Raw genomic sequence first — 22,235 nt, forward strand, 5'->3', positions numbered from 1 at the left:
TTAAAAACACTCGGATTTTGCCATCTTATAAAGATCGGTCAACCGATCAATAAACTGCTAAATGATCGGCATTACTGCAACTGCAGGGCTTTTGTTTTTCACGCTTTGGTAAAACTAACTAGCACTTGTTAAACATTAGCTTAAACAGGCGCTTGCTCAAGTTTTTCAGCATTGGCTCGCTTATTCTCACTCTTGCGATGCTCACCGCGCTGGTGTGCCATACGGTACAGAATAGGCAGTACAAACAGAGTTAATAACGTCGATGAGATAATACCGCCAATCACCACTGTGGCAATTGGACGCTGCACTTCTGCACCTGTACCAATATTCAGCGCCATAGGCACAAAGCCAAGCCCTGCCACTAAGGCAGTCATCAGTACTGGGCGCAGTCTTATTAATGCACCATCAATAATCGCTGTCATCAGCTCGCCCTTTTCTTGATAGAGCTGACGAATAAAGCTAAGCAACACTAAGCCATTAAGCACCGCTACACCCGAGAGCGCAATAAAGCCCACGCCTGCCGAGATCGACAATGGCATGTCTCGTAACCAAAGTGAAATGACCCCGCCTGTTAGCGCTAATGGAATGCCCGTAAAGATAATCAAGGCATCTTTGACCGAACTAAAGGCCATCACCAACAAGCCCAGAATAAGCGCCAGCGTTAATGGCACTACAATCGATAAGCGCTGACTTGCCGATTCAAGCTGCTCAAAGGTGCCGCCATATTCCAGCCAGTAACCGGCAGGGATATCCACTTGCTCGGCAATTTGCTGTCTAGCTTCACTGACAAAGGTGCCCAAGTCGCGACCACGGACGTTAGCAGTGACTACAATGCGACGCTTACCGTTTTCACGGCTGATCTGGTTAGGCGATGGCGCAATATCTAACGTCGCCACTTCAGATAACGGTACATATTTCCCAGATGGCAACATGATTGGCAGCTCGTGCAAGTGCTCAACGTCTTTGCGGATCAATTCTGGTAAACGCACCACGATTTTAAAGCGGCGATCGCCCTCAAAGATAAGTCCTGCTTGCTCGCCACCAATAGCGGTAGCAACAAAGTCCTGTAACTCATCAACCGTTAAACCAAAACGTGCTAACGCCATGCGATCAGGCTGGATCGATAGCATTGGCAAACCCGTTACTTGCTCAACTTGCAGATCGGCAACGCCATCGATCTTTTCTAGCACTTCATGGATCGCGTTAGCTGAAGCTAATAACTGATCGAGATCATCGCCAACAACCTTAATACCCAGATCGGCACGCACTCCCGAGATCAATTCATTAAAGCGCATTTCGATCGGCTGAGTTAGCTCAAAGTTATTTCCCGGCTGCCCAGAAACCGCAGCAACGATATCTGCCGCCAAAGCGTCATGACTCATCTTAGGATTAGGCCATTCATTACGCGGCTTTAGCATAATAAAGGTGTCGGCGATATTTGGCGGCATAGGATCATTTGCCACCTCTGGCGTACCGATCTTAGAAAATACATTTAACACCTGTGGGAAGTGTTTGATGCGATCTTCTAGTAAGATCTGCATATCAACGGATTGCTCCAGCCCAGTCCCCGGAATACGGATAGCTTGCAACAAGATATCTTCTTCATTGAGCTGTGGGATAAACTCAGAGCCTAGGGTTGTTGCCAGCCAAATAGAGAAACCAACTAATGCCATAGCCGCGCCAAGCACTAACCAGCGTAGCTTCATCGCACCGATTAACAGAGGCTTGTATAGCGACTTAGTGGCGGTAATGACACGGCTCTCTTTTTCGCTCACTTTACCCGTCATAAACAGAGCAACTGCTGCAGGCACCAGTGTTAACGACAAGACTAATGCTGCTAACAGTGCCATCACCACGGTTGCCGCCATTGGGTGGAACATCTTGCCTTCTACGCCTGTAAGGCTAAATAGCGGGATATACACCACGGTAATAATCAGCACGCCAAACAAGCTTGGGCGGATCACCTCATTGGTGGCTTCAAACACTAACTGCAAACGTTGTTTACGTGGCAATACATGACCACCATTTTGCGCTTGCGCCTGACCCAGCCTGCGAATCGCGTTTTCAACAATAATCACTGCGCCATCGACGATCAAACCAAAATCGAGTGCACCAAGGCTCATCAGGTTAGCCGAAACGCCCGCTTGTACCATGCCCGTCATCGTTGCCAACATCGCCAGCGGAATAACCGCCGCGGTAATGAGTGCCGCTCTAGCGTTACCCAGTAGAATAAACAGCACCACGATAACCAACAACGCGCCTTCTACTAGGTTTTTCTGTACCGTGTATACCGCTTTGTCCACCAAAGTGGTGCGATCGTAAACCGCTTCAACTTTAATGCCATCAGGTAGCGATGCTTTAATATCTTCAAGCTTGGCGGCTACTGCGAGTGATACCTGACGTGAGTTTTCGCCCACCAGCATCATGGCACTACCGAGTACCGTTTCTTTGCCGTCACGGGTTGCAGCGCCAGTGCGCAGCGCCTTACCAATACCGACTTCTGCCACATCGGCAATAAAGATTGGCGTACTATCGATATGCTTAATCACCACTTGCTCAATATCGCTAATGGTCTTTAGCTGCGCCGCAGATCGCACTGTCAGTTGCTGGCCATCTCGCTCAATAAAACCGGCACCACGATTACTGTTACTGCTTTGCAGCGCCAGCTTGATATCGACAAATGACACACCGTATTGCAGCATATTGGTTGGCAATGGGGTGATATGGTACTCCTTGTCATAGCCACCAATGGTGTTGATCTCGGTAACACCAGGCACCTGCGCCAGCTGAGGTTTAATGATCCAATCTTGGATCTCTCTTAACGCTGTTGCATCAAATTCACGCCCATCAGCTTGTTTAGCATTAGGCAGCGCTTCGATGGTGTACATGTAGATCTCGCCGAGCCCGGTGGAGATCGGTCCCATCTCCGGCTCGATATCACTGGGTAACTTACCCTTGATCGCGTTTAAGCGCTCATTAATCAAGTTACGTGCAAAGTACAGATCTGTGCCCTCATCAAACACCACGGTCACTTGCGATAAACCATAACGCGATAGCGAGCGGGTGTAAGATAATTGCGGGATCCCCATCAGTGCATTTTCGATCGGATAGGTAATTCGTTGCTCGGTTTCTTGCGGTGAATAACCTTCTGCTCGGGTACTTATTTGTACCTGCACATTGGTAATATCCGGCACCGCATCAATCGGTAATTTTTGATAACTCCACAGCCCCACTGCAACTAGCAGCATGGCGAGGAACATCATCATCCAGCGTCTATTTATCGCAAGACGCAATACTGACTCAATCATTGACGTCTCCTTTAGTGAACGTGGGCTGCGCTTGATTTCTCAAGATCGGCTTTGAGTAAAAAGCTATTGGCAACGGCATATTCTTCGCCTGCTTCAAGACCCGACAATACTTCGCTCATTTGGCTATCGCTTTGACCAAGTGTTACCACACGCTTTTCAAAACCCTCTTCATTGCGGATAAACACCACTTGCAGCCCTTCTGACTCCTGCAGTGCGCGGTTATCTATCGTTAACGTCACCGCTTGTTTACTCAGCGTCAGTTTGCCTGATAACAAAGCCCCTACCGCCCATTGGCCGCTGCTGTTATCGAGTGGCGCACGAGCGAGCTTAATGTTGTCACCGTTTGTTGAATTGAGTAGATATTGGATACTCGAAGCCGCTGTTAGCTGCTGAGCAGAAATGCTAAGCGCCTGCCCAACAGCAACCTTGCTTAGTTGGCCAGGGAAGATTTGATACTGCGCCCAAAGCTGACTGTCATCGATAATGGTCAGCAGCACATTATCAGTGGCCATTTCGCCAGTATTAGCAGTGCGGCTCACCACCACTCCGGAGATCGGCGCCTTAATCGAGTAGCGTTTTAAGCTAGAGTTTGACTCGACTTCAGCTACCACTTGCCCGGCTTTAACGCTATCGCCAACGGTTACATTCATGCGGGTGATTAAGCCTGCAAAACGGGCGCGGATTTCACTGCTGGCCGCCTCTGGCACTACTGCACGGCCATATACCGTCAATGTTTGTTTGATATCGCCCGCTGCAGCAAGCTCTGTCGCAATACCCGAGGCTACAATTTGCTCGGCGCTGATATGAACTCTGCCATCTTCATGTTCGTCATGACCATGTTCATCCCCATGCTCATCATCGTGACCATCATGTTCGTCTTGATGACCGTCATTATGGCCATGTTCATCGCTATGCTCATCATCGTGACCAACATGTTCGTCTTGATGACCATCATTATGACCATCATTATGGCCATGTTCATCGCTATGCTCATCACCATGACTATCATGCTCGTCTTGATGCTGATTGGTGTGCGCTGTTTGCTCTTGATGCGCAACTTCATGATTATGCTCAGGCTCATGGCCATTTACAGGCTCATGGCTGTGTTCAGCTGAAGCGTTAACAGTGCTGCTAATCATCAATGCAACTGCAGCAACAACAGCAAGGTGAACTAAGGAGAATTTATTTAATAAACTAGGATTCATTTTGTATATCCTTTCGCTGCATCAGAAGAATTAGCTGACTTTGAGAAATCATTGAAGAAGGTATGTTGAGAAGCAGGTAATGGCTCAGCAATCAGCTGTTCAATATCGACGCCATAACGTAGCGCAGAGGCTGCAGCATCAATGAGTGCACGGCGAGCAAAGAGTAATTCTTCTCGGGCTGTTAAGTAGTCAAGATAGCTATACAAGCCTTGTTCATAGGCGGTTTGGGTATCTTCAAGCGCTAAAGTTAAGGTAGGGATAACACTGGCTTGCAAACGATTAACCGTCACCATTGCTTGTTTTCGGCTGGCGTAAGCACGATATAGCTGGCCATAAAGCTCTAAAAGTGCCACTTCTCTGTTGGCGAGTACTTGCTCTTTTGCGGCTTGTGCCGAAAGCACGGCACCAGTGTTACGCTCACCATTAAACAGCGGCATACTAAAACCGGCGGTCAATGCCATATCATTAGTTTGCTGAAATTGCTTTACACCAACCGACCAGCTGATATCGCTGCTAGACTGGGTTTTAGCAAAGCGTAACTCGGCCTCTTTAAGCTGTGCCTGAGTTAAAAAAGCGGTAATAGCTGGGCTATATTTCACTTTCTCAAATAAAGGCTCAAGTGCGACATCATCAGTAAAAGCGAACAAACTGCCCTGTAATGAAACAAAATTTACCCTAGACTCGCCCCACATCATGCTTAACGCTAATTTGGCGTAATCGAGTTGCTGTAGCTGAGTTTCTGCAACCAGTCTGGCATTAAATACCGCCGCTTGGGCGCGCTTTACTTCGGCCTCTGGTGTTACAGCTGCTTGAGCGCGCTTAGCTACAACCGCTTGTGTTTCTTCTGCAAGCTGTAATGAATCAACAGCAAGTTGCAGTTGCGACTGCGCCGCCAATACATCGATATAACGACGTGTCGCTTCAGCTAATAAGTTTAATGCGGTAATTTTTTGTTCGGCATCTAATACAGCGCGCTGCTCACTAACAATACCGCTGCGAGCATCTAACTTGTCACCAAGCTCAATGACAGAAGACAGAGATACGCTAAACTCGGCGCTATCAATTCCTTGGAACTCACCGCTGCCCACGAGATTGTCGGCATCAAAGCCGATTTCAAAGCCTGGAGTCAACGCTTGAGTTTGCGCTGCGCCATCAAGCGCTTGCTGCCTAAACTTAAACACTTTCAGTGATGGATGCTGTTGTTGAACCCGTTCAATCACAACCGGTAAAGAAAGCGTATTAGATTGTTCTGCATTACCGTTAGAGTCGGCTGTAGCCGCAATAACTGAGGTTGCGGATATCAGAGCAATAAGCGCCAAGGTGCAATAAAGCCCTCGCCAAACACAAAACATGCCAATTTTAGTGACAGATTTTGCGCAATAAGTATTATGAAACATCGGAGATTAAGCCTCGATTTAATACAAAAATACAGAGCTGTGAGTTAAACCTACAAGAGGCCCAACAGCTCTTTAGCAAGCTTGTAAAAGCTCGCTAAATGAATAAAGTTTTGATTAAACGATTAAGGCTTTAGGGGGGCGCAGGAAAGCGAAATAAGGGGACTCAATAGAAGTAGAGCTAAAAGCAAAAATGTGGCTATTAGGGCTTGCTGTCACTGATTTTAACGCAGTGATAGGGTGCATTAAGGTCATGCAACATGAGCAGCAGTTATTGCTACACTCAGCGCAGTCATCTTCTACATGACTTGCTGTTTCAACTTCATCACATTGTGATGTGTTATTTACAGTGCCGTTCGTATGCTCAGCCACATAGGTGACTTCACTGCCACAATCATCATGAGCAGAAGTACAATCATCAGCCATAGTTACCATGGATTGCATCGTTAAAATCACGATCAACAGCATCCGCCCCAACTTAGCTGGAGAGGTGATGAATATTGCTCGGATAAAACTCGATAAGCTCGACATTAGGCCGCAGCATTACCTTTGTTTTTAATAACGTACATAACTGACTTTATCGCACACTCGTATCACTTTGATTCAGGCTAGTTTAAATTAATCAAAATTAAAACACTATGTGTTTACAAATCTTAATCGGCTCTGTGTATAAAAAACTTCCGAAAACATCGATGAGACCACATCTATAGCAATAAACCTTGGCTTGGGACTTCTACCTAGATCGAGCTAAATTATACCTCAAAGTGTGATTACCTGAGCATTTTACTCAAGTAATAATTGAACACGCCAAAAGATGCAAATAATATGCACGTATATTTCAAACTAAACTTGCCTTGGATCTGCCAATGACTAAATCAAACACACTTCACTCGAACGCTCTTCAATCCAAAGAAAGCCTACTTGCCTCTCGTGTAGGAGAATTAGTCGCTAACGATTTTCGCACTGCCCATTTGTTTAGCCAGCATGGTATCGATTTTTGTTGTGGTGGCGGTATTTCATTAGCCCGAGCAATTACACGCTTTGATGCTGATGAAACAGCGCTTCTCGATGCATTAATGGCGTTAGACACTGAAGGCGAGAAGCAGCAAGGTCTAGAGCAATTAGCTTTACCCGATCTGCTCAATTACATTGAATCGACTCATCACACTTTTGTAAGAGAGAAAGCGCCTTTACTGGTAGAGTACAGCCAAAAAATGGTGCGTGCCCACGGTGAAAATCATGACGAGATAAAGCCTCTAGCAGGTTGGATCCGTGCATTAGTCGATGACTTAATGCCTCACCTGATGAAAGAAGAACAGATATTATTCCCTGCAATTTTAGGGCTACATAACCAAGTTGAGATGCAAAACTGCTTTGGTCATATCGGCAATCCAATTAATGCTATGCAGTATGAGCACGATGATGCACAGCAGATCTTTGAAAAGATCCGCGAGCTAACAAATAACTTTACCCCACCAGCGCACGCCTGCACCACTTGGCGCGTATGTTACGCCAGCTTGGCAGAATTCGAAGCGGACTTAAAACAGCATATTAATATTGAGAACAACGTTTTGTTCCTCAAAGCGCTTGCGCTAACCGCTTGAGTCATCGAACTGATGGTTAGCGTATAAAGGCTGACCCATAAAAATAAGAGGCTCACATCAGTGAGCCTTTTCTATTAAATAGCAGTTTGTTGCAACGGAGACCAATTTACTGAAGCTTGCTTTTGCTGAATAAGCTGCTCAATCAGCTCACGTATTTTAGGTTCAGCATCAATAAACTTATTCATATTCGCGCCACCATTGCGCGCATCATAAATAGCCTCACCATCTAACCGTCCTTCATGGAAGACCTTAATTTCTGCGTAAACCATATATAATGCAAGATCCCAACGCCAATTAGCGGTATAAGTCGCTGTCCACTCACATTGCTGACTTGCATCTAACTGTTCAACAATGCGGTATTTAATTTGCTTCTCCGCTAGAATTTTTTCCATCTCTTGCAGAAAACCCTCTCGTACATCGGGGTTCTTCTGAATACAAACTTCAGCATCATTATTCACGTGTACCGGATCAACTCTCTGTTTGATTGAACAGGCGCTGGTTAATAGTAGAATTGACACTGCAACAAATAGTTTTTTCATGATAATCCTTATCTAGTATAAAACTCTGTTTATTCTTAATTTTTTAAGAAATATGAGCATATCAAGATAAAGGAAGATAGCAAGACGTCAGCAAGTCGCTTGCATTAGACCTTAATAAGATCTCTCAATTGCAGCACAGACGCGATTTCAATATGTGGCAGTTGCCTGTTGGCGATCGATTTCTCTGTAACGCCGAAGCCCGGGTTAAGCCATACAGCCTGACAACCGGCTTTCCTGGCGCCATCAACATCGCTTTTAGCACTGTCGCCCACATGCAAAATACGCGATAAAGGTAGCGCTAATTTATCCGCCGCATGGGTAAACATATCGCTCGACGGCTTTTGCTTAAAGCCATGGCCGGGGTGCAGTACAAACTCAAATACCCCATCTAAACCAACGCGCTGATGATCAACATTGCCGTTAGTTATGCCAATTAATCGGTAACGGGCTTTAAGCGCATTGAGTAACTCAACCACCTCACTTGATACCTTGAAGTGACTACGATGCATCACAAAGTGCGCGAGCCCTGCTTGAGCCCCTGCTGTTGCCGTCTTAGCATCATAACCTAGCTCTAGCAGGCCACGCTCTAACATTAGCAGTCTTGCTAGCGTAGTATCATGTCGCAGCTTAGGAGACTCCTTAAACAAGGCGAGTTTGAGCTTGTGCCAATCAGCAAGCTGCCACAGCTTCGATTTAGGCCACTGCTGATGTAAAAATGCTTGCAGCGCGGATTCGGCCTGACGAATGATTGGGCGATTATCGTAAAGCGTATCGTCTAAGTCGAAGCTAATCGCGTCAAAGGCTTGTGGGCGAATAAAGATCTTCATGATCGGTTGCCTCTTTTTTTCGCTCTTGGGTGTGCACTGTCGTACACCTTAGCTAGATGCTGAAAATCGAGACTGGTATAAACCTGAGTCGTCGACAAGTTTGCATGACCTAACAGCTCTTGCACTGCACGCAGATCGGCACTGGATTCGAGCATATGGGTAGCAAACGAGTGACGTAATTTATGCGGGTGTACCTTAATGCCTATGGCTTGCTCTTGCCCCCACTTAGCCAAACGAGCCTGAATACTACGGTGAGCTAAACGTTTGCCTTTAGCGGTAACAAACAAGGCATCGTCTTCACAAGCGATGTCACGCTTAACCGCTAACCACTGAGTAATCGCGGCTAATGCCAACTTGCCTATGGGTACTATCCGCTCTTTACTGCCCTTACCTAACACTTTGACTTGCGCCTGTGAAAATTGAATATCGGCTGCATTAAGCGCAGCGAGCTCAGCAAGACGTAAACCCGACGAGTAAAATAGCTCCATTATGGCTTTATCGCGAAAACTTAACGGATCGTTAGCGTCGATATCAAGCAGGTGCGATATCGAGTCGACATCCATATTTTTTGGCAAAGGCTTGCCTTGCTTGGGTGCAGTAAGGCTTACAGCTGGGTTAACCTTTAACTGCTGTTCCCTAAGTAAAAAACCATAGAACTGTTTTAAAGAGGAGAGGGTTAACGATAAGGAACGCGGACTTAGACCCTTGCGGTGTAATTTAGCTAAAATCGCCTGTAAGGAGTCATGTTGCTGTGACAACCATGACTCCGTATCGTTAAATAGCTTCTCGACTCGCTTTAGCTCAAACAGGTAGTTACGCACTGTATAAGCCGAAACTTGACGCTCGGTGCGTAAGTAACGTTCAAACTCGCTCAACCAAGCTGAATTATCAGCCATAAAGCCTCGCTATTAGATTTTAGTCAGCTGGTGATCAAGTAACTGTTTAAGCTGAGACAGCAGAAGGTGGTCCATCTCAGGATGAAAGTGGCTAGGATCGTGGCTAGCAATCGCAAAAATAACCTGACCGCATTCTTTAGATAATCGAGACAGTGCGACCGAACCCACCTCGGTTCCAAATAGACGCTTTGACTCTTCATTAGTCAGGCGGCCAAAATAGTAACCAGAGCTGAGGCGTTTGCTCCAGATCTGCGATAGCTCGCTATCGATGTCATGCACGGTGATCAGCCTGACATGACTGAACTGAAACTGCTCTTTTAACCCATTAGACAAGACTTGCCGTAGATCGCCCATATCTTCACATTTTAGCAGTTGCATAGATAATGCACTGTTAAACATGTAGATCTGCTCATTACGTGATGCCATCGCTAGCAAAGCGGTGATCTCTTCTTCTAACTGAGCGACTCGTTGGCGTAACATCTCTTGCTTGCGCTCGACTAATGACACCGCCCCGCGCTCAACATGGGGAATTCGCATCGCTAGTAATAACTCTGGATAGCGGCTGAAAAAATCTGGGTTATCCAATAAGTATTCGCGGATGAGAATTTCATCGAAGGGAGGGGCCTTGTTCGAGTTATCTATCATTGTGCGATCTGCCCGTCATAAACATGCTCAGCAGGCCCTGTCATCCATAAAGGCTTGCCCTCGCCGTCCCAGTTAATCGTTAAACTGCCGCCAGGCAAGTCCACATGCACGTTGCGATCAAGTTTACCTTGCTCAATACCCACAACTACCGCCGCACAGGCTCCTGTTCCGCAAGCTAATGTTTCACCTGCGCCACGCTCATAAACTCTGAGCTTAATATGACCTGAGTTCACCACCTGCATAAAGCCAACATTCACACCTTTTGGAAAGCGCTCATGATTTGTCAACTCAGCGCCAATGGTATCGACATCGGCTGCGGCCACATCGTCAACTTCAATCACGCAATGGGGGTTACCCATAGACACTGCGCCACAAAGATAGGTGCCGCTCGATGCCAAAAGCAGATAGGTTTTCTCAACTTTCTTGGCGGTAAAAGGAATTTTGCTCGGCTCAAGTACGGGTATGCCCATATTAACCGTTACTTTACCGTCACGCTCAAGACGCAAAGTGATTTTACCCGAAGAGGTGCTCACGCGAATTTTGTGTTTGTGGGTCAAACCTTTATTACGCACAAAGCGTGCAAAACAACGGGCACCGTTGCCACACTGTTCAACTTCGCTGCCATCAGCATTAAAGATGCGATAATGAAAATCTAAATCGGGATCGTACGGAGGCTCAACCAGCAGTAACTGATCAAAACCAACGCCAAAATTCCGATCGGCTAAGCGCTTAATTTGATCTGGGGAGAAAAACACATTTTGTGTCACTCCATCAACGACCATAAAATCATTGCCTAACCCATGCATCTTAGTGAATTGGATCAAGGTGGACATCCTTAAAAAGTATCTGTAGCGCATGCTGTGGCATCCACTACATTAGTATTATTCTAGTTTACGGCAGGATCTGCTCACCTTGCCATAATTGAGCTAATTTTTCTCGCTCTCGAATCACATAAGCTTTGTCTGCATCCACCATCAGTTCTGCGGCACGTGGACGAGTATTGTAATTAGACGACATGGTAAAGCCGTAGGCTCCCGATGAGCGAATAGCCAAATAATCACCTGCGAGTATATTAAGCTGACGGTCTTTGCCTAAGAAGTCTCCCGTTTCACAAACCGGCCCAACAACGTCATAGTTTTGCGTCTCACCCGCACGTTCAATCACCGGGATAATCTTCTGCCATGCACTATAGAGAGACGGGCGAATAAGATCATTCATAGCGCCATCAACTAAGGCGAAACGTTTGTCACTGTTCTCTTTTAAGTAAAGCACTTGAGTAACAAAAATACCTGCGTTGGCAGCAATGGCTCGGCCAGGTTCAAAAATTAATTTAAGATCACGATCGCCTAATCGTTCTAATAAAGCAGCAGCGTACACATCTGGCTGAGGTGGCACTTCATCATCGTAGGTCACCCCCAGCCCACCGCCGACATCAAAGTGTTTAATGTCGATACCTTGCTCTGCTAAGCGATCGATTAACGCTAGCATACGATCCATCGCATCTAAAAACGGTTTAATTTCGGTTAACTGAGATCCGATATGGCAATCGACGCCCTTAACCTCTAGGCCTGGCAATTCATTGGCGCGGCTAAAGATAGCCTCAACCTCTTCCATTGCGATACCAAATTTATTCTCTTTTAGACCCGTAGAGATATAAGGGTGAGTACCCGCATCAACATCTGGATTCACTCGTAGTGAAACTGGCGCGACCTTGCCAAGGCGCAAAGCAACAAGATTAAGCTGCTCAAGTTCGGCTGCTGACTCGACATTAAAACAATAAATACCAAGATTCAGCGCCATCTCCATCTCTTCGACGGTTTTACCAACGCCGGAGAAAACCACTTTTGCAGGATCGCCACCGGCCTCGATGACGCGTAGCAGTTCACCGCCAGAGACAATATCAAAGCCACTGCCTAAACGTGCTAATACGTTAAGTACCGCAATGTTTGAGTTTGCCTTTACTGCATAGCAGATAAGGTGTGGATGATCGCTCACGGCATTGTCAAAGGCGTGCCAATGACGCTCTAAGGTTGCACGGGAATAAATATATAGTGGCGTTCCATGCTGCTTTGCGAGGTCGGCAACTTGGCATTGCTCCGCATAAAGCTCATCTGCTTGATATAAAAAATGATCCAATGTCTTTAGTCCTTTTTGCTTTGTTCGCTTTGCCCATGCTCTGCGTCAGACACCTGCTTATCAGTTGCCTGCTGATTAACGTCTTGCGGAGGCGCTCTAAATAACGCACTTTTCTGTCCACAACCTAAAAGCACTAGGCTACCAAGCCCTACTAGCAAAAACAGTCTCATTTTTTTCAACATCAGGTGACCCTTGTAGCAATAACACTACGGCTTGCTATACGGCGAAAATTGTAATCCTGATGTTTGCAGACAGCCCGCAATGCGTCAACCCTATAACGCATTTATATCAGGCTTTTCTTGCATAAATCCCTCGCTCAGTTAGCCATGTATTGACTAGGTTAATTAGGATAAATCACAACTTGACTGCACAAAGCGATGCTAATGCAAAATAATTCAACTTATCCCAAGTCTTTTATCTAGAGGGCAGCCCCACCAATAAGTTAGTAAGGAATTGAAAAGTAACACATTAGCTGTATTAAATAATCGCTAGCATTACTTAGATAGTGATTAACCACACAATTAATATGATTGGTAATCAGGCTATCGATTGGTAATATGTTTGTATTACCTAAATCTGAGGAATAATCAGCATGGCTATAACAGATTTCGAATTTCATCAATTGGTTGATGAAATATTTCAAACAATTGATAACGCGTTAGAAGTACTGATTGATGAGCAAGATGCGGATGTGGATGTCGATGGATCAGGTAATGTGCTGCAATTAGAATTTAATGGCACATCTAAGATTGTTATCAACAAACAAGAACCACTGCATGAAATTTGGTTGGCAACCCAGTTTGGCGGTTACCATTTCGCTTATGTTGACGGCAAATGGATGGATGAGCGTAATGGCAATGAGTTTATGCCTTTCGTGGTTGAGTCTATCTTCAAGCAAAGCGGATTAAAGCTAGATATTTAACGCTTTAGTAGCAGAATGAGTCGTCATACTTCTCATTCTGCTATGTTTAACCGCCTAGTGCTCACTGCTAAAAATCGACTTCAGAAGACTCCAGCGTCACACCAAAAGGGACTGCAAGCAGCTCGCCTTTTACCCGATCTAATTTAAAAAACTGCGGCAGATTAAAATGCTCTTTTGCAAGTTGAGGATCTTCAAATGTGTGATAGTGACTCAACTTGTTCACTAACGCATTCACGTCTGTTCCCTCTTGTACATAGTGGTTTAGCTCGTTCATCTCATCTAAAATAAACACATCTAAACCTTCCTCTCTTTGGCGCAAGAAATACTGAATCGCACCTTTAGCCGCATAGTCTTGGATCACTGAAGGCACTTTGGCAAAAGGCTCGTCACCTAACGTTGGTCTGGGCAGCTCAAGTAATTTACGCTGAGATAGCTGTTGATAGAAAGATTTTGCATCACTTAAATTCTCGTAATGCATGCCACGATTATTGAAGAACAAACCGTAACGCAGCCGTCCGACCTGTAATGCATAACCTAAGGTCGTTGAGCTTTGCGCCTGACGGCTAAGTCGCACCGCTCTGTAAAGCAGGTTCTGCACAGTACGTTCTGTTTGCGATCGTAACTTGCTTGAACAGCTAATCACCTCCACCGAGACTGGCGCACTGGCCCGCTTCATACCCGGTGTCACGAACGACAAAGCATCTAAGATACTTTTTTCTCCCTCAAAATGATGACAATGCCATTCCCCCCAGCTGTTAAGGCTAATCACATCAATCGAGTCCACCATATTCAAATGCTGTCGACCAATCGAGAACACATTACTGTTCATATAGTCGACCATAATGTCTTGCCCTTGCCAACTCTCGGTAGGGTCACTATTGAAATTCAATAAAAACACCAGCTTGCTAAAATGCCACGGCTGGTAAAGTGCCATCTTAGACACTTTTGTCGATTGATTTACAATAAGTCCATCAAGCCGATGAGCCGCTTGAGTTAAGTAGGTCGATTTGCGCTTACTTTGCCTGACTTCATGCCACTGGGTTTTACTGTCTGCCACACCATTCAAACTAGCCCATACCAACAACTTAGCCTTACTTTTTGAATGGAATACTGCGCTATGCTCAAGGAAGTTTCTAGGATTAGGCGAACATCGGTAGAGGTAATATTGCTTATCTTGTTCACTATAGATAACAGATAAATGAGTCTCTAAAATCGAGTGACTCCACAGCGGATTAAGGCGCATGATCTGGTGAGCATCTTCACTAAAGTAGGTATGTAGCTTACGGGTTAGCAAGCCTAACTCTGAGATCCTTAAACTTTCACTTAATCTATGGATTGAAGCGAATTGCAGCAATGTTTGATAGCTACCTAGCATCAGTTCGTTAAGTTGCTCGTTAAACCATTGCAACTGACCACAGTGCCAATTCTCACAATTATCTAAGGTTTTCAGTAAGCTTTCAGACCAGTTCCAATCGGCAACTAATTTTTGCATTTTAAAGTAACGCCAATCGATCGCTTGATCATGCCGACTCAATTTAACGCCACATTTTAAGTAAAAACAACGCCGCGTGATTTCCAGTCGGCGGCCATCACCCCGTTTCTTTAGATAGCACTCTATCGATTCATATAGCAGATAATAAGCGTCATTAGCCGCCGAGAAATCCCCTTCTAATGTATGCTGCCAAATCCGCTCGCTCACTAACTGAGTATGGGGGTAATCACTGGCATACGCCTCCAGTAACAGCACTTTCAACAATGCTTTATGAGGCTTTTCAACCCCCTTGTAGAGCTGCCACAGCGAAGCCCCAAAATATTCACTCGCTGGCAGGGTATTGGCATCGCCTAATGAAAGTAATTGAGGAGACACTTTAGCATTGGGCCACCATGCAATAGGCTTACCCGCTAAACGAAATTGACTACGATAAAACTCTTCGAGTAGCAACCAATGTTGAGCACTACCACTGTGTTCATGCCCCATGCAATTGTATAAATCAGCCTGTTCGCCCTGCTCTCTAATAAATTGTTCTGGATGCACCAAATAGAAGTTCACTTCTAAATCAAATTTAGCGAACCACTGCGTCAATAATGCAGCTTTGCTAGCAAGTAACTCGCACTCATTTTTACTCAAAAGATCGCTATGTATTAGCCATACATCGATATCGCTTTGAGGGTTTTGGCCAAAGCTGGCTGTGCTGCCCATGCTGTAAACGCCCTCTATTTGAGGGCGTTTACTATTATTTGTGGCAGCGATATCAAGGTTGAGAGTTTCACAGGCTTCTTCAGTGTCTGAATCGGGCTGATAGTCAGCAATACCGCGAGGGGTTAGCGGTCCGTTATAACCGGGTAATTTAGGTAGGTGACTATGGAGCAAAAAAGGGATTAAGCGAAGAAGATGGCGCTTTAAAGGCGACAATAATGCAATAGCTCTGGCATACCTGATCACATCCAATCTCTTCGCGGCATGTTCGAGTCTAACAAGCTCTTCTGGCAAATGATTAACCCTAAATCGTAGATAACTACTCACTAATGTATATGGCAATTGTACAAGCAGCAAGTAAATGCGATCAAGATCACACTTTTTACCTGTGTAGAACTGGGTAGACTTCAAAGAATCAGCAGCAGAATGTTACATCTATATGCAGGCAATGTTAGCATTGGCGCAAATAAGTTCTAAGATGGAATATCGTGCATGTCTCAAAATCTGATCCGTATCGCAACACGTAAGAGCCCTCTTGCCATGTGGCAAGCCGAATTTGTGAAAGCTGAATTGGAAAAAATCCATGAAGGTCTCACTGTTGAATTACTGCCAATGAGCACCAAAGGTGACATCATCTTAGACACACCACTTGCAAAGGTTGGTGGTAAGGGCTTATTTGTAAAAGAACTTGAAGTCGCAATGCTAGAAGGCAAAGCCGATATAGCAGTTCACTCAATGAAAGATGTGCCAGTTGAATTCCCTGAAGGTCTAGGTCTTGAAGTGATTTGTGAGCGTGAAGATCCACGCGATGCATTCGTATCAAACACTTTTAAAACAATTGAAGATCTGCCACAAGGCGCAGTAGTGGGTACCTCTAGTCTACGTCGTCAGTGCCAAATTCGTGCTGCTCGTCCAGATCTTGTTATCAAAGATCTGCGCGGTAACGTCGGAACTCGTTTAGCAAAACTAGATGCCGGTAACTACGATGCCATTATTCTTGCTGCGGCAGGCCTTAAGCGTCTAAAGCTAGAAGAAAGAATCGCTAGTTTTATTTCTGCTGAACAATCTCTACCAGCAAACGGCCAAGGCGCTGTCGGTATTGAATGTCGTACCGACGATGCCCGTGTTAAAGCGCTACTTGCACCACTTGAGCACGCTGAAACGCGTATGCGCGTGACTGCAGAACGTGCAATGAATACTCGTCTTGAAGGCGGTTGCCAGGTACCAATTGGTGCATACGCAGAGATCGACGGTGACACGTTAAGCCTACGTGGTTTAGTGGGTAATCCAGATGGTAGTCAAATCATCACTGCCGCGTCTTCAGGCAATAAAGCCGATGCTGAAAAGCTAGGCGTTGCATTAGCAGAAGAGCTACTCGGCAAGGGTGCTAAAACCATTCTTGATGCTGTTTACGCTAACGCGTAATCATCATAAAAATGAAAGTCTTACTGACGCGTCCTGAAGGGCGCAATCAGTTGATGGCAGAGGCGTTAACTCAGCGCAACGTCTCTTATTTCATCACGCCCCTACTGAATGTTCAGCCCACTTCTAACCTCGATGCCCAGCAAATTGATATCACGCTAAAACGAGCCGATATCATCATTTTCATCAGCACTAATGCGGTTAGCTTTGCTTCTAAAACAATCAATAATCAATGGCCTGAATCGGCCCATTACCTTGCGGTTGGAGATGCTACTCATGCAGCCCTTAAGGATATAGGAATTGATGCAGAGAAAGCCCCCGAAGACTGTCAACAGACAGAAGGCTTACTCACCCTGTCCACGCTGACTCAGGTCAGTGGTAAAAATATCCTGATTGTTAGAGGCCAAGGCGGACGCGAAGATCTCGCCAACGAACTGAGTAAACGCCAAGCCCAACTGAATTACTGGGAAGTCTATAAACGCGGTTGCCCAGCGCTAGATACAAGATCCCTTTGCCAACAATGGCAAAGCTTCGGTATAGACACTATCATCATTACCAGCGGCGAAATACTCGATAACCTCATTAAAACAGTACCAAAAGAGCTATTTGCTTGGCTGCAAACTTGTCATATTATAGTGCCAAGCTCCCGAGTATATGAAAAAGCAAAAGCGTACGGCCTAGTGCAAATTAGTAATGCCACCGCCGCAAACACCAATGCAATGTTAACTGCGTTATCTCTAAAGTAATTCGCAGTTAATGTTAAGTTCATACTCGCTATTTCTGCAGCATCATAGCTTTCAAGGACTGTTAAATGGAAACCAAGAACACTGACGCCAACGCTTCAGAGCCGACTACCGAGCCAACTGCAGCAACACAGCCAGTTATCGAGGCGCAGTCAGAACCGCAAACAAATACAGACGAAAATACTGTTAATAAGCCTTCCTCTCAAAGCAAGCCGGCGCCTTGGGGTATTATCTTTACCCTCTTTTTACTATTGCTATTAGCCTTTGCTTCTATCGCTGGCGGTTACTACCTGTATCAACAGCTTCAAGCCCAAAAAGCAGAGTCTGCAGCGTTAAACCAAAAGCTTCAATCTGCACTGACGAAACCCAATCAGCGCATAGCGTCTTTAGAGCAGCAACAAAACCAATTCAAGTCTAGTGTTGACTCAACCCTGAAAAAGACACTTGAGCAGCAAACTCAGCTTGAAGAGCGCGTATCGATTATTGCTCAGCGTAATCCAAACCATTGGCGCGCCGAAGAGGCCAAATACCTGGTTAGGCTTGCAGGGCAAAAACTGTGGCTAGAAAAAGACCCTAGTACTGCTACCAGCCTGTTAAAAGCGGCAGATGAACGTATTAAGTCAATGCGTGATCCTTCACTAATGCCGCTAAGAAAAGCATTAGCTAAAGATATTGCAGTCGTTGCAGCCATTAAGAATACCGATATATCGGGCACCGTTTTAACCATAGATAACATCATAACAGGCCTAGATAAGCTGCCTTTGAATCGCGCAGAGACCCACTTCTCTGCCGAAGAGCTCAGCGATAATAAAGTCAGTGACTCGCTAGATGATTGGCAGTCTAACTTGGCTAAATCATGGCAGGCACTCATTGATGATTTCGTGATTATTCGAAAACGCACCACAGATGCAGCGCCATTACTTGAGCCTGATCAACAGTGGTATTTAGTTGAAAATATAAAGAATAAACTGCTCCAAGCTCAACTGGCCTTGTATCGCCAAGATCAGGTCAATTACCGTAATTCAATTAAGTTAGCCAGAAAATGGGTCTATCAGTACTTTGACCTTAAAGATCAACAAACAATTGATACCTTAGCCACTTTAGATGCACTGGAGACGTTGAAGATCCAAACAACGAATATAGAGCGTTTTGAAGCATCTAACCTGCTTAATCAATTAGTCACTTATGGCAACTTGATGACAGAGGAGGCGCAGTAATGGTTCGCGCTCTCGTCTACCTTATTATTATTTTACTAGGGCTTTGTATCAGCCCTTTTCTTGTTGGCAGTAAAGGCTATCTCTATCTGGCCATTGGTGATTATCAGGTCGAAACCAGTATCGTCTTCGCCATTATTGCGCTAATTATCTTTTACAGCTTGCTACAACTCGTTGAATTTGTTGTCGTATGGCTATTAAATTTAGTATTAAATAGTCGCTACCTCCCAGAAAGATGGCGTAAAAAAGCTGCACGTAAACACACATTATTAGGTGCACTAGCATTAGCTGAAGAAGATTGGCCTGCGGCAGAGAAAGCCATGGCTAAAGGGGCTGAAAAAGGTGAAATCCCAGCTTTAAATCTATTAGCTGCAGCCCGTGCAGCACATCATCAAGATAATCACCAAGCCCGTGATGAATACTTAGCAAAGGCGCAACTCGAACCCCTCGCAGTTAAAGCCGTCAGCACCACTCGGACTCGTTACTTATTACAGCAAGGCGATTTAGTCGCAGCAAGAGAGGAGTTAGATAAACTCAATCCGACCAGCAAGAGTAAGTTACCCATTCTCAAATTGGCTATTGAGCTTTATCAAGCACAACAAGATTGGCAAGCACTAAAATTACTGCTGCCAATCGTTAGTAAAAAGCACGTATTAGAAGATGATGCTTTTAACGCTTTATCGCTTAAAACGAATACGGCTTTACTCAGCCAGGCAGCTAAAGCCAATGAGCAAGAATTAGAAAAGTGCTGGCATTGGTTAACCCGTGGCGAAAGAAAGCAAGCAGAATATATTGCGCTATACGCAATAGGTTTGAGTCGTTTTGAACGTAAAGACGAAGCCGTCAAAATGTTACTCAAACAGGTAAAAGCATCGCCATCTGCATCAGTATTAAATGCGTTAGCACAAGTGCTCACGCCTAGCGACGTTGACGCTAAAAAGCAGTTATTGGCATTGGAGTCTAGCTATGAAAATAACGCCGATTACCAAGTCTGCTTAGCAAAGCTTTACCAGCAAAATCACGATTACCATCAAGCTAAGATCTGGTGGCAAAAAGCCTGTTACCTGCAAGATGACATCAGTAGCTTACATGCTCTAGCTGATGCACAGGAGCATTTAGGTGAACTTAACCGGGCGCTGCAAACCAGACGAAATGCAGCAAAGCTAATGTAACGCTTATACCTTTTTTAACTAAAGGCCGCATATTTTGCGGCCTTTTTTTATGTAGCAAAGCCCGCCAATTTACAAACTCTATTCTAAGTAATTGATAACAAGCCTATTCGCAGCATCATACGTAAATGTTGCTTAATCCTCCCCTTCCTCCTTGACTTCCCTAGATTTGACAACGGCTCAATGCAGTACAGAATTCATACTGTCAGTGCGCAAAAAAATGATTACTAAGTACTGATAATTCTTAATTTAACTCACGGATGAGAAGGTTAGAGTAACTTATGATGGATACATTCACTCCCAAGCAGGACGCCACGATTGTTAAGCTCTCTGGCTCTATAAGTGCAAAAAACAGCCAAGGCGAAATGGTTCCACTACGTGTCGGCGATACATTAAAACAAGATACAGCGCACAGTATATCAACAGGCACCACATTCACATTGCAATACAGTGATGGCACAACTGCGACCCAAGACGAATTAGCAGTTCCCCCTTCTACTAGCAACGAGAACGTACAGGCATCTGAACCAACTGAAGCTGCGCTCGATCCTGAAATCGCAGCCTTACAAGCTAAAATCCTGAGCGGTGAAGATCCGACAGAAAACTTACCTGACACAGCGGCAGGAGAGACGGCTCAAGCAGGCAATGAAGGCGGTGGCTATATTGCCGTTGGCCGAACGGGCGATGAAACTCTGGCTAATGCCGGGCATGATACTGCGGGCTTTGCGCAAGTAGAATTAACCCAGGTAGATGAATTACCTATTTTTCTAACAGAATTCGCACGGCCTCAGCTTTCAGCTCGTGCTGTGACGCTATATGAAAGGCATCTAGAACAAGGTTCAGAGCCCCAAGCGGCTTTGCTGTCTCAAGCTGAAAGTGTATCTGTTAATGTTCAAGCGGGGATCCAATCTCTCAGCATTAATGGCATAGCCGTTTTTACTGATGGGAATTTTGTCGGACCTGTATCAATCAGCACCCAATATGGTGTGTTAACTATTAGCAACTATGACGCTGTCAATTCAGTATTAACTTACAGCTACACCTTAGCTGCCACACTCGATCACTCAGATTCAGATACCTTATCCGAACTATTCCTATTGCAGCTAACTGATAATCAGGGAGTTCAAACCACAACCTTAGTCACTGCAAATGTTGTTGATGATGCCCCAAGTGGCTTAGATGACAGTAATGAAATCAGCCAAAATAATCTTGATGGTGTCACCGGCAATGTACTGCAAAACGATACCCTCGGTGCAGATTTAGCCACTGTAACTCAAGTAACCAACAGTGAAAACTCAAGCATTAACGTTGCAGGAAATACTGTAATATCGGGAGTTTATGGTTCACTAATTATTGCGGCTGACGGTAGTTATACCTATCAATTAAATAATCAGTTATCAGAGGTTCAATCTCTTGCTCAAGGCGAGCAACTCTTCGATACATTCAATTACCAACTAACCGATAGTGATAGTGACTCCGTAGTCCAAGCACTTGTTATTACTATTACAGGTGAGAATGACGCACCTGAAATCACCTCATCCCTCGAAGATGCCCTAGGTAATGTTATTGAAGCGGGTGTCCTTATCGGTGGCAATATAGCAACTGCAGGTATCCCACAAACTAGCGGTACCCTATCAGCAGATGATGTTGATAACGGAGCCCTACTCACTTGGCAATTAAATGATGACCCTGTCACTCCCTACGGGACCTTCACACTCGATGGTTCTACTGGCGAATGGTCTTTTACCTTAGATAATGAACTTACGAATAGTTTGGCTTATGGCGATACAGAAACTGAAAGCTTTACCGTAACCGTTACCGATGAATTTGGTTTATCAGATACTCAAGTCGTCACCATCACCATTACCGGTACCAACGATATTCCAGAGTTAACAGTTGGCGTGTCTGGTAGTGTGACTGAGGATATGATTGATGTCGACCCCGATAGATTGGTGGCCACCGGCGTCATCACTGCAACCGATGTCGATAATAATGACGTACTCAGCCTCGACAG

At 45.2% G+C, this 22,235-nt stretch carries 19 protein-coding genes; 7 read left to right on the forward strand and 12 right to left on the reverse strand.

Annotation, left to right across the window (positions count from 1 at the left end):
* Nucleotides 1-140: 140 nt before the first annotated feature.
* The 4 genes from ACVBJC_RS19270 to ACVBJC_RS19285 form a co-directional block, all read right to left on the reverse strand.
* Nucleotides 141-3,308, reverse strand: coding sequence for an efflux RND transporter permease subunit (locus tag ACVBJC_RS19270; protein ID WP_447162541.1), 3,168 nt, complete (start codon nucleotides 3,306-3,308; stop codon nucleotides 141-143).
* A gap of 11 nt (nucleotides 3,309-3,319) precedes the next feature.
* Nucleotides 3,320-4,513, reverse strand: coding sequence for an efflux RND transporter periplasmic adaptor subunit (locus ACVBJC_RS19275; protein WP_447162542.1), 1,194 nt, complete (start codon nucleotides 4,511-4,513; stop codon nucleotides 3,320-3,322).
* Complete coding sequence (locus ACVBJC_RS19280; protein ID WP_447162543.1) at nucleotides 4,510-5,910, reverse strand: TolC family protein; 1,401 nt, start codon at nucleotides 5,908-5,910, stop codon at nucleotides 4,510-4,512. Before ACVBJC_RS19280 ends, ACVBJC_RS19275 begins: the two co-directional genes overlap by 4 nt.
* A gap of 114 nt (nucleotides 5,911-6,024) precedes the next feature.
* Nucleotides 6,025-6,438, reverse strand: a complete 414-nt coding sequence (locus tag ACVBJC_RS19285; RefSeq protein ID WP_447162544.1) for a hypothetical protein — start codon at nucleotides 6,436-6,438, stop codon at nucleotides 6,025-6,027.
* A 335-nt stretch (nucleotides 6,439-6,773) separates the two neighbouring features.
* Between ACVBJC_RS19285 and ric the strand changes: the two genes are divergently transcribed.
* Entirely contained in the window at nucleotides 6,774-7,511 is a 738-nt protein-coding gene (gene ric / locus ACVBJC_RS19290) for an iron-sulfur cluster repair di-iron protein (RefSeq protein WP_447162545.1), read from the forward strand.
* A gap of 74 nt (nucleotides 7,512-7,585) precedes the next feature.
* Here the strand turns inward: ric and ACVBJC_RS19295 are convergent, their stop codons facing one another.
* From ACVBJC_RS19295 to ACVBJC_RS19325, 7 genes are all read right to left on the reverse strand, one after another.
* The gene (locus ACVBJC_RS19295) at nucleotides 7,586-8,050 is read right to left on the reverse strand and encodes an Sbal_3080 family lipoprotein (protein ID WP_447162546.1); all 465 of its coding nucleotides are present in this window, start codon (nucleotides 8,048-8,050) and stop codon (nucleotides 7,586-7,588) included.
* A 104-nt stretch (nucleotides 8,051-8,154) separates the two neighbouring features.
* Complete coding sequence (locus ACVBJC_RS19300) at nucleotides 8,155-8,877, reverse strand: HAD-IA family hydrolase (RefSeq protein ID WP_447162547.1); 723 nt, start codon at nucleotides 8,875-8,877, stop codon at nucleotides 8,155-8,157.
* Complete coding sequence (xerC, locus tag ACVBJC_RS19305) at nucleotides 8,874-9,773, reverse strand: tyrosine recombinase XerC (RefSeq protein WP_447162548.1); 900 nt, start codon at nucleotides 9,771-9,773, stop codon at nucleotides 8,874-8,876. The genes ACVBJC_RS19300 and xerC overlap by 4 nt, the downstream gene beginning before the upstream one ends.
* Before the next feature lie 12 nt (nucleotides 9,774-9,785).
* Entirely contained in the window at nucleotides 9,786-10,418 is a 633-nt protein-coding gene (locus ACVBJC_RS19310; protein ID WP_447162549.1) for a DUF484 family protein, read from the reverse strand.
* Nucleotides 10,415-11,242, reverse strand: coding sequence for a diaminopimelate epimerase (dapF, locus tag ACVBJC_RS19315; RefSeq protein ID WP_447162550.1), 828 nt, complete (start codon nucleotides 11,240-11,242; stop codon nucleotides 10,415-10,417). Before dapF ends, ACVBJC_RS19310 begins: the two co-directional genes overlap by 4 nt.
* 67 nt (nucleotides 11,243-11,309) lie before the next feature.
* Nucleotides 11,310-12,554 carry a diaminopimelate decarboxylase gene (gene lysA, locus ACVBJC_RS19320; protein WP_447162551.1) on the reverse strand — a complete coding sequence of 415 codons (1,245 nt, stop codon included), beginning with the start codon at nucleotides 12,552-12,554 and terminating at the stop codon, nucleotides 11,310-11,312.
* 5 nt (nucleotides 12,555-12,559) lie between these two features.
* Nucleotides 12,560-12,736: a hypothetical protein gene (locus tag ACVBJC_RS19325; RefSeq protein ID WP_447162552.1), complete on the reverse strand. Its 177-nt coding sequence runs from the start codon at nucleotides 12,734-12,736 to the stop codon at nucleotides 12,560-12,562.
* A 410-nt stretch (nucleotides 12,737-13,146) separates the two neighbouring features.
* Between ACVBJC_RS19325 and cyaY the strand changes: the two genes are divergently transcribed.
* Complete coding sequence (cyaY, locus tag ACVBJC_RS19330) at nucleotides 13,147-13,476, forward strand: iron donor protein CyaY (protein WP_447162553.1); 330 nt, start codon at nucleotides 13,147-13,149, stop codon at nucleotides 13,474-13,476.
* A 67-nt stretch (nucleotides 13,477-13,543) separates the two neighbouring features.
* Here the strand turns inward: cyaY and ACVBJC_RS19335 are convergent, their stop codons facing one another.
* Nucleotides 13,544-15,967: a class I adenylate cyclase gene (locus ACVBJC_RS19335; protein WP_447162554.1), complete on the reverse strand. Its 2,424-nt coding sequence runs from the start codon at nucleotides 15,965-15,967 to the stop codon at nucleotides 13,544-13,546.
* 198 nt (nucleotides 15,968-16,165) lie between these two features.
* On the opposite strand from ACVBJC_RS19335, the gene hemC reads away from it, so the two are divergent.
* The 5 genes from hemC to ACVBJC_RS19360 form a co-directional block, all read left to right on the forward strand.
* Complete coding sequence (hemC, locus tag ACVBJC_RS19340) at nucleotides 16,166-17,098, forward strand: hydroxymethylbilane synthase (RefSeq protein ID WP_447162555.1); 933 nt, start codon at nucleotides 16,166-16,168, stop codon at nucleotides 17,096-17,098.
* Between the two features lie 11 nt (nucleotides 17,099-17,109).
* On the forward strand, nucleotides 17,110-17,841 hold the full coding sequence (locus tag ACVBJC_RS19345; RefSeq protein WP_447162556.1) for a uroporphyrinogen-III synthase: 732 nt from the start codon (nucleotides 17,110-17,112) through the stop codon (nucleotides 17,839-17,841).
* Between the two features lie 65 nt (nucleotides 17,842-17,906).
* Nucleotides 17,907-19,055, forward strand: a complete 1,149-nt coding sequence (locus ACVBJC_RS19350; RefSeq protein ID WP_447162557.1) for a uroporphyrinogen-III C-methyltransferase — start codon at nucleotides 17,907-17,909, stop codon at nucleotides 19,053-19,055.
* The gene (locus tag ACVBJC_RS19355; protein WP_447162558.1) at nucleotides 19,055-20,224 is read left to right on the forward strand and encodes a heme biosynthesis HemY N-terminal domain-containing protein; all 1,170 of its coding nucleotides are present in this window, start codon (nucleotides 19,055-19,057) and stop codon (nucleotides 20,222-20,224) included. Before ACVBJC_RS19350 ends, ACVBJC_RS19355 begins: the two co-directional genes overlap by 1 nt.
* Before the next feature lie 278 nt (nucleotides 20,225-20,502).
* On the forward strand, nucleotides 20,503-22,235 hold a 1,733-nt coding region (locus ACVBJC_RS19360; protein WP_447162559.1), incomplete at its 3' end, for a retention module-containing protein.

Source organism: Shewanella sp. 0m-6, from assembly GCF_052977325.1.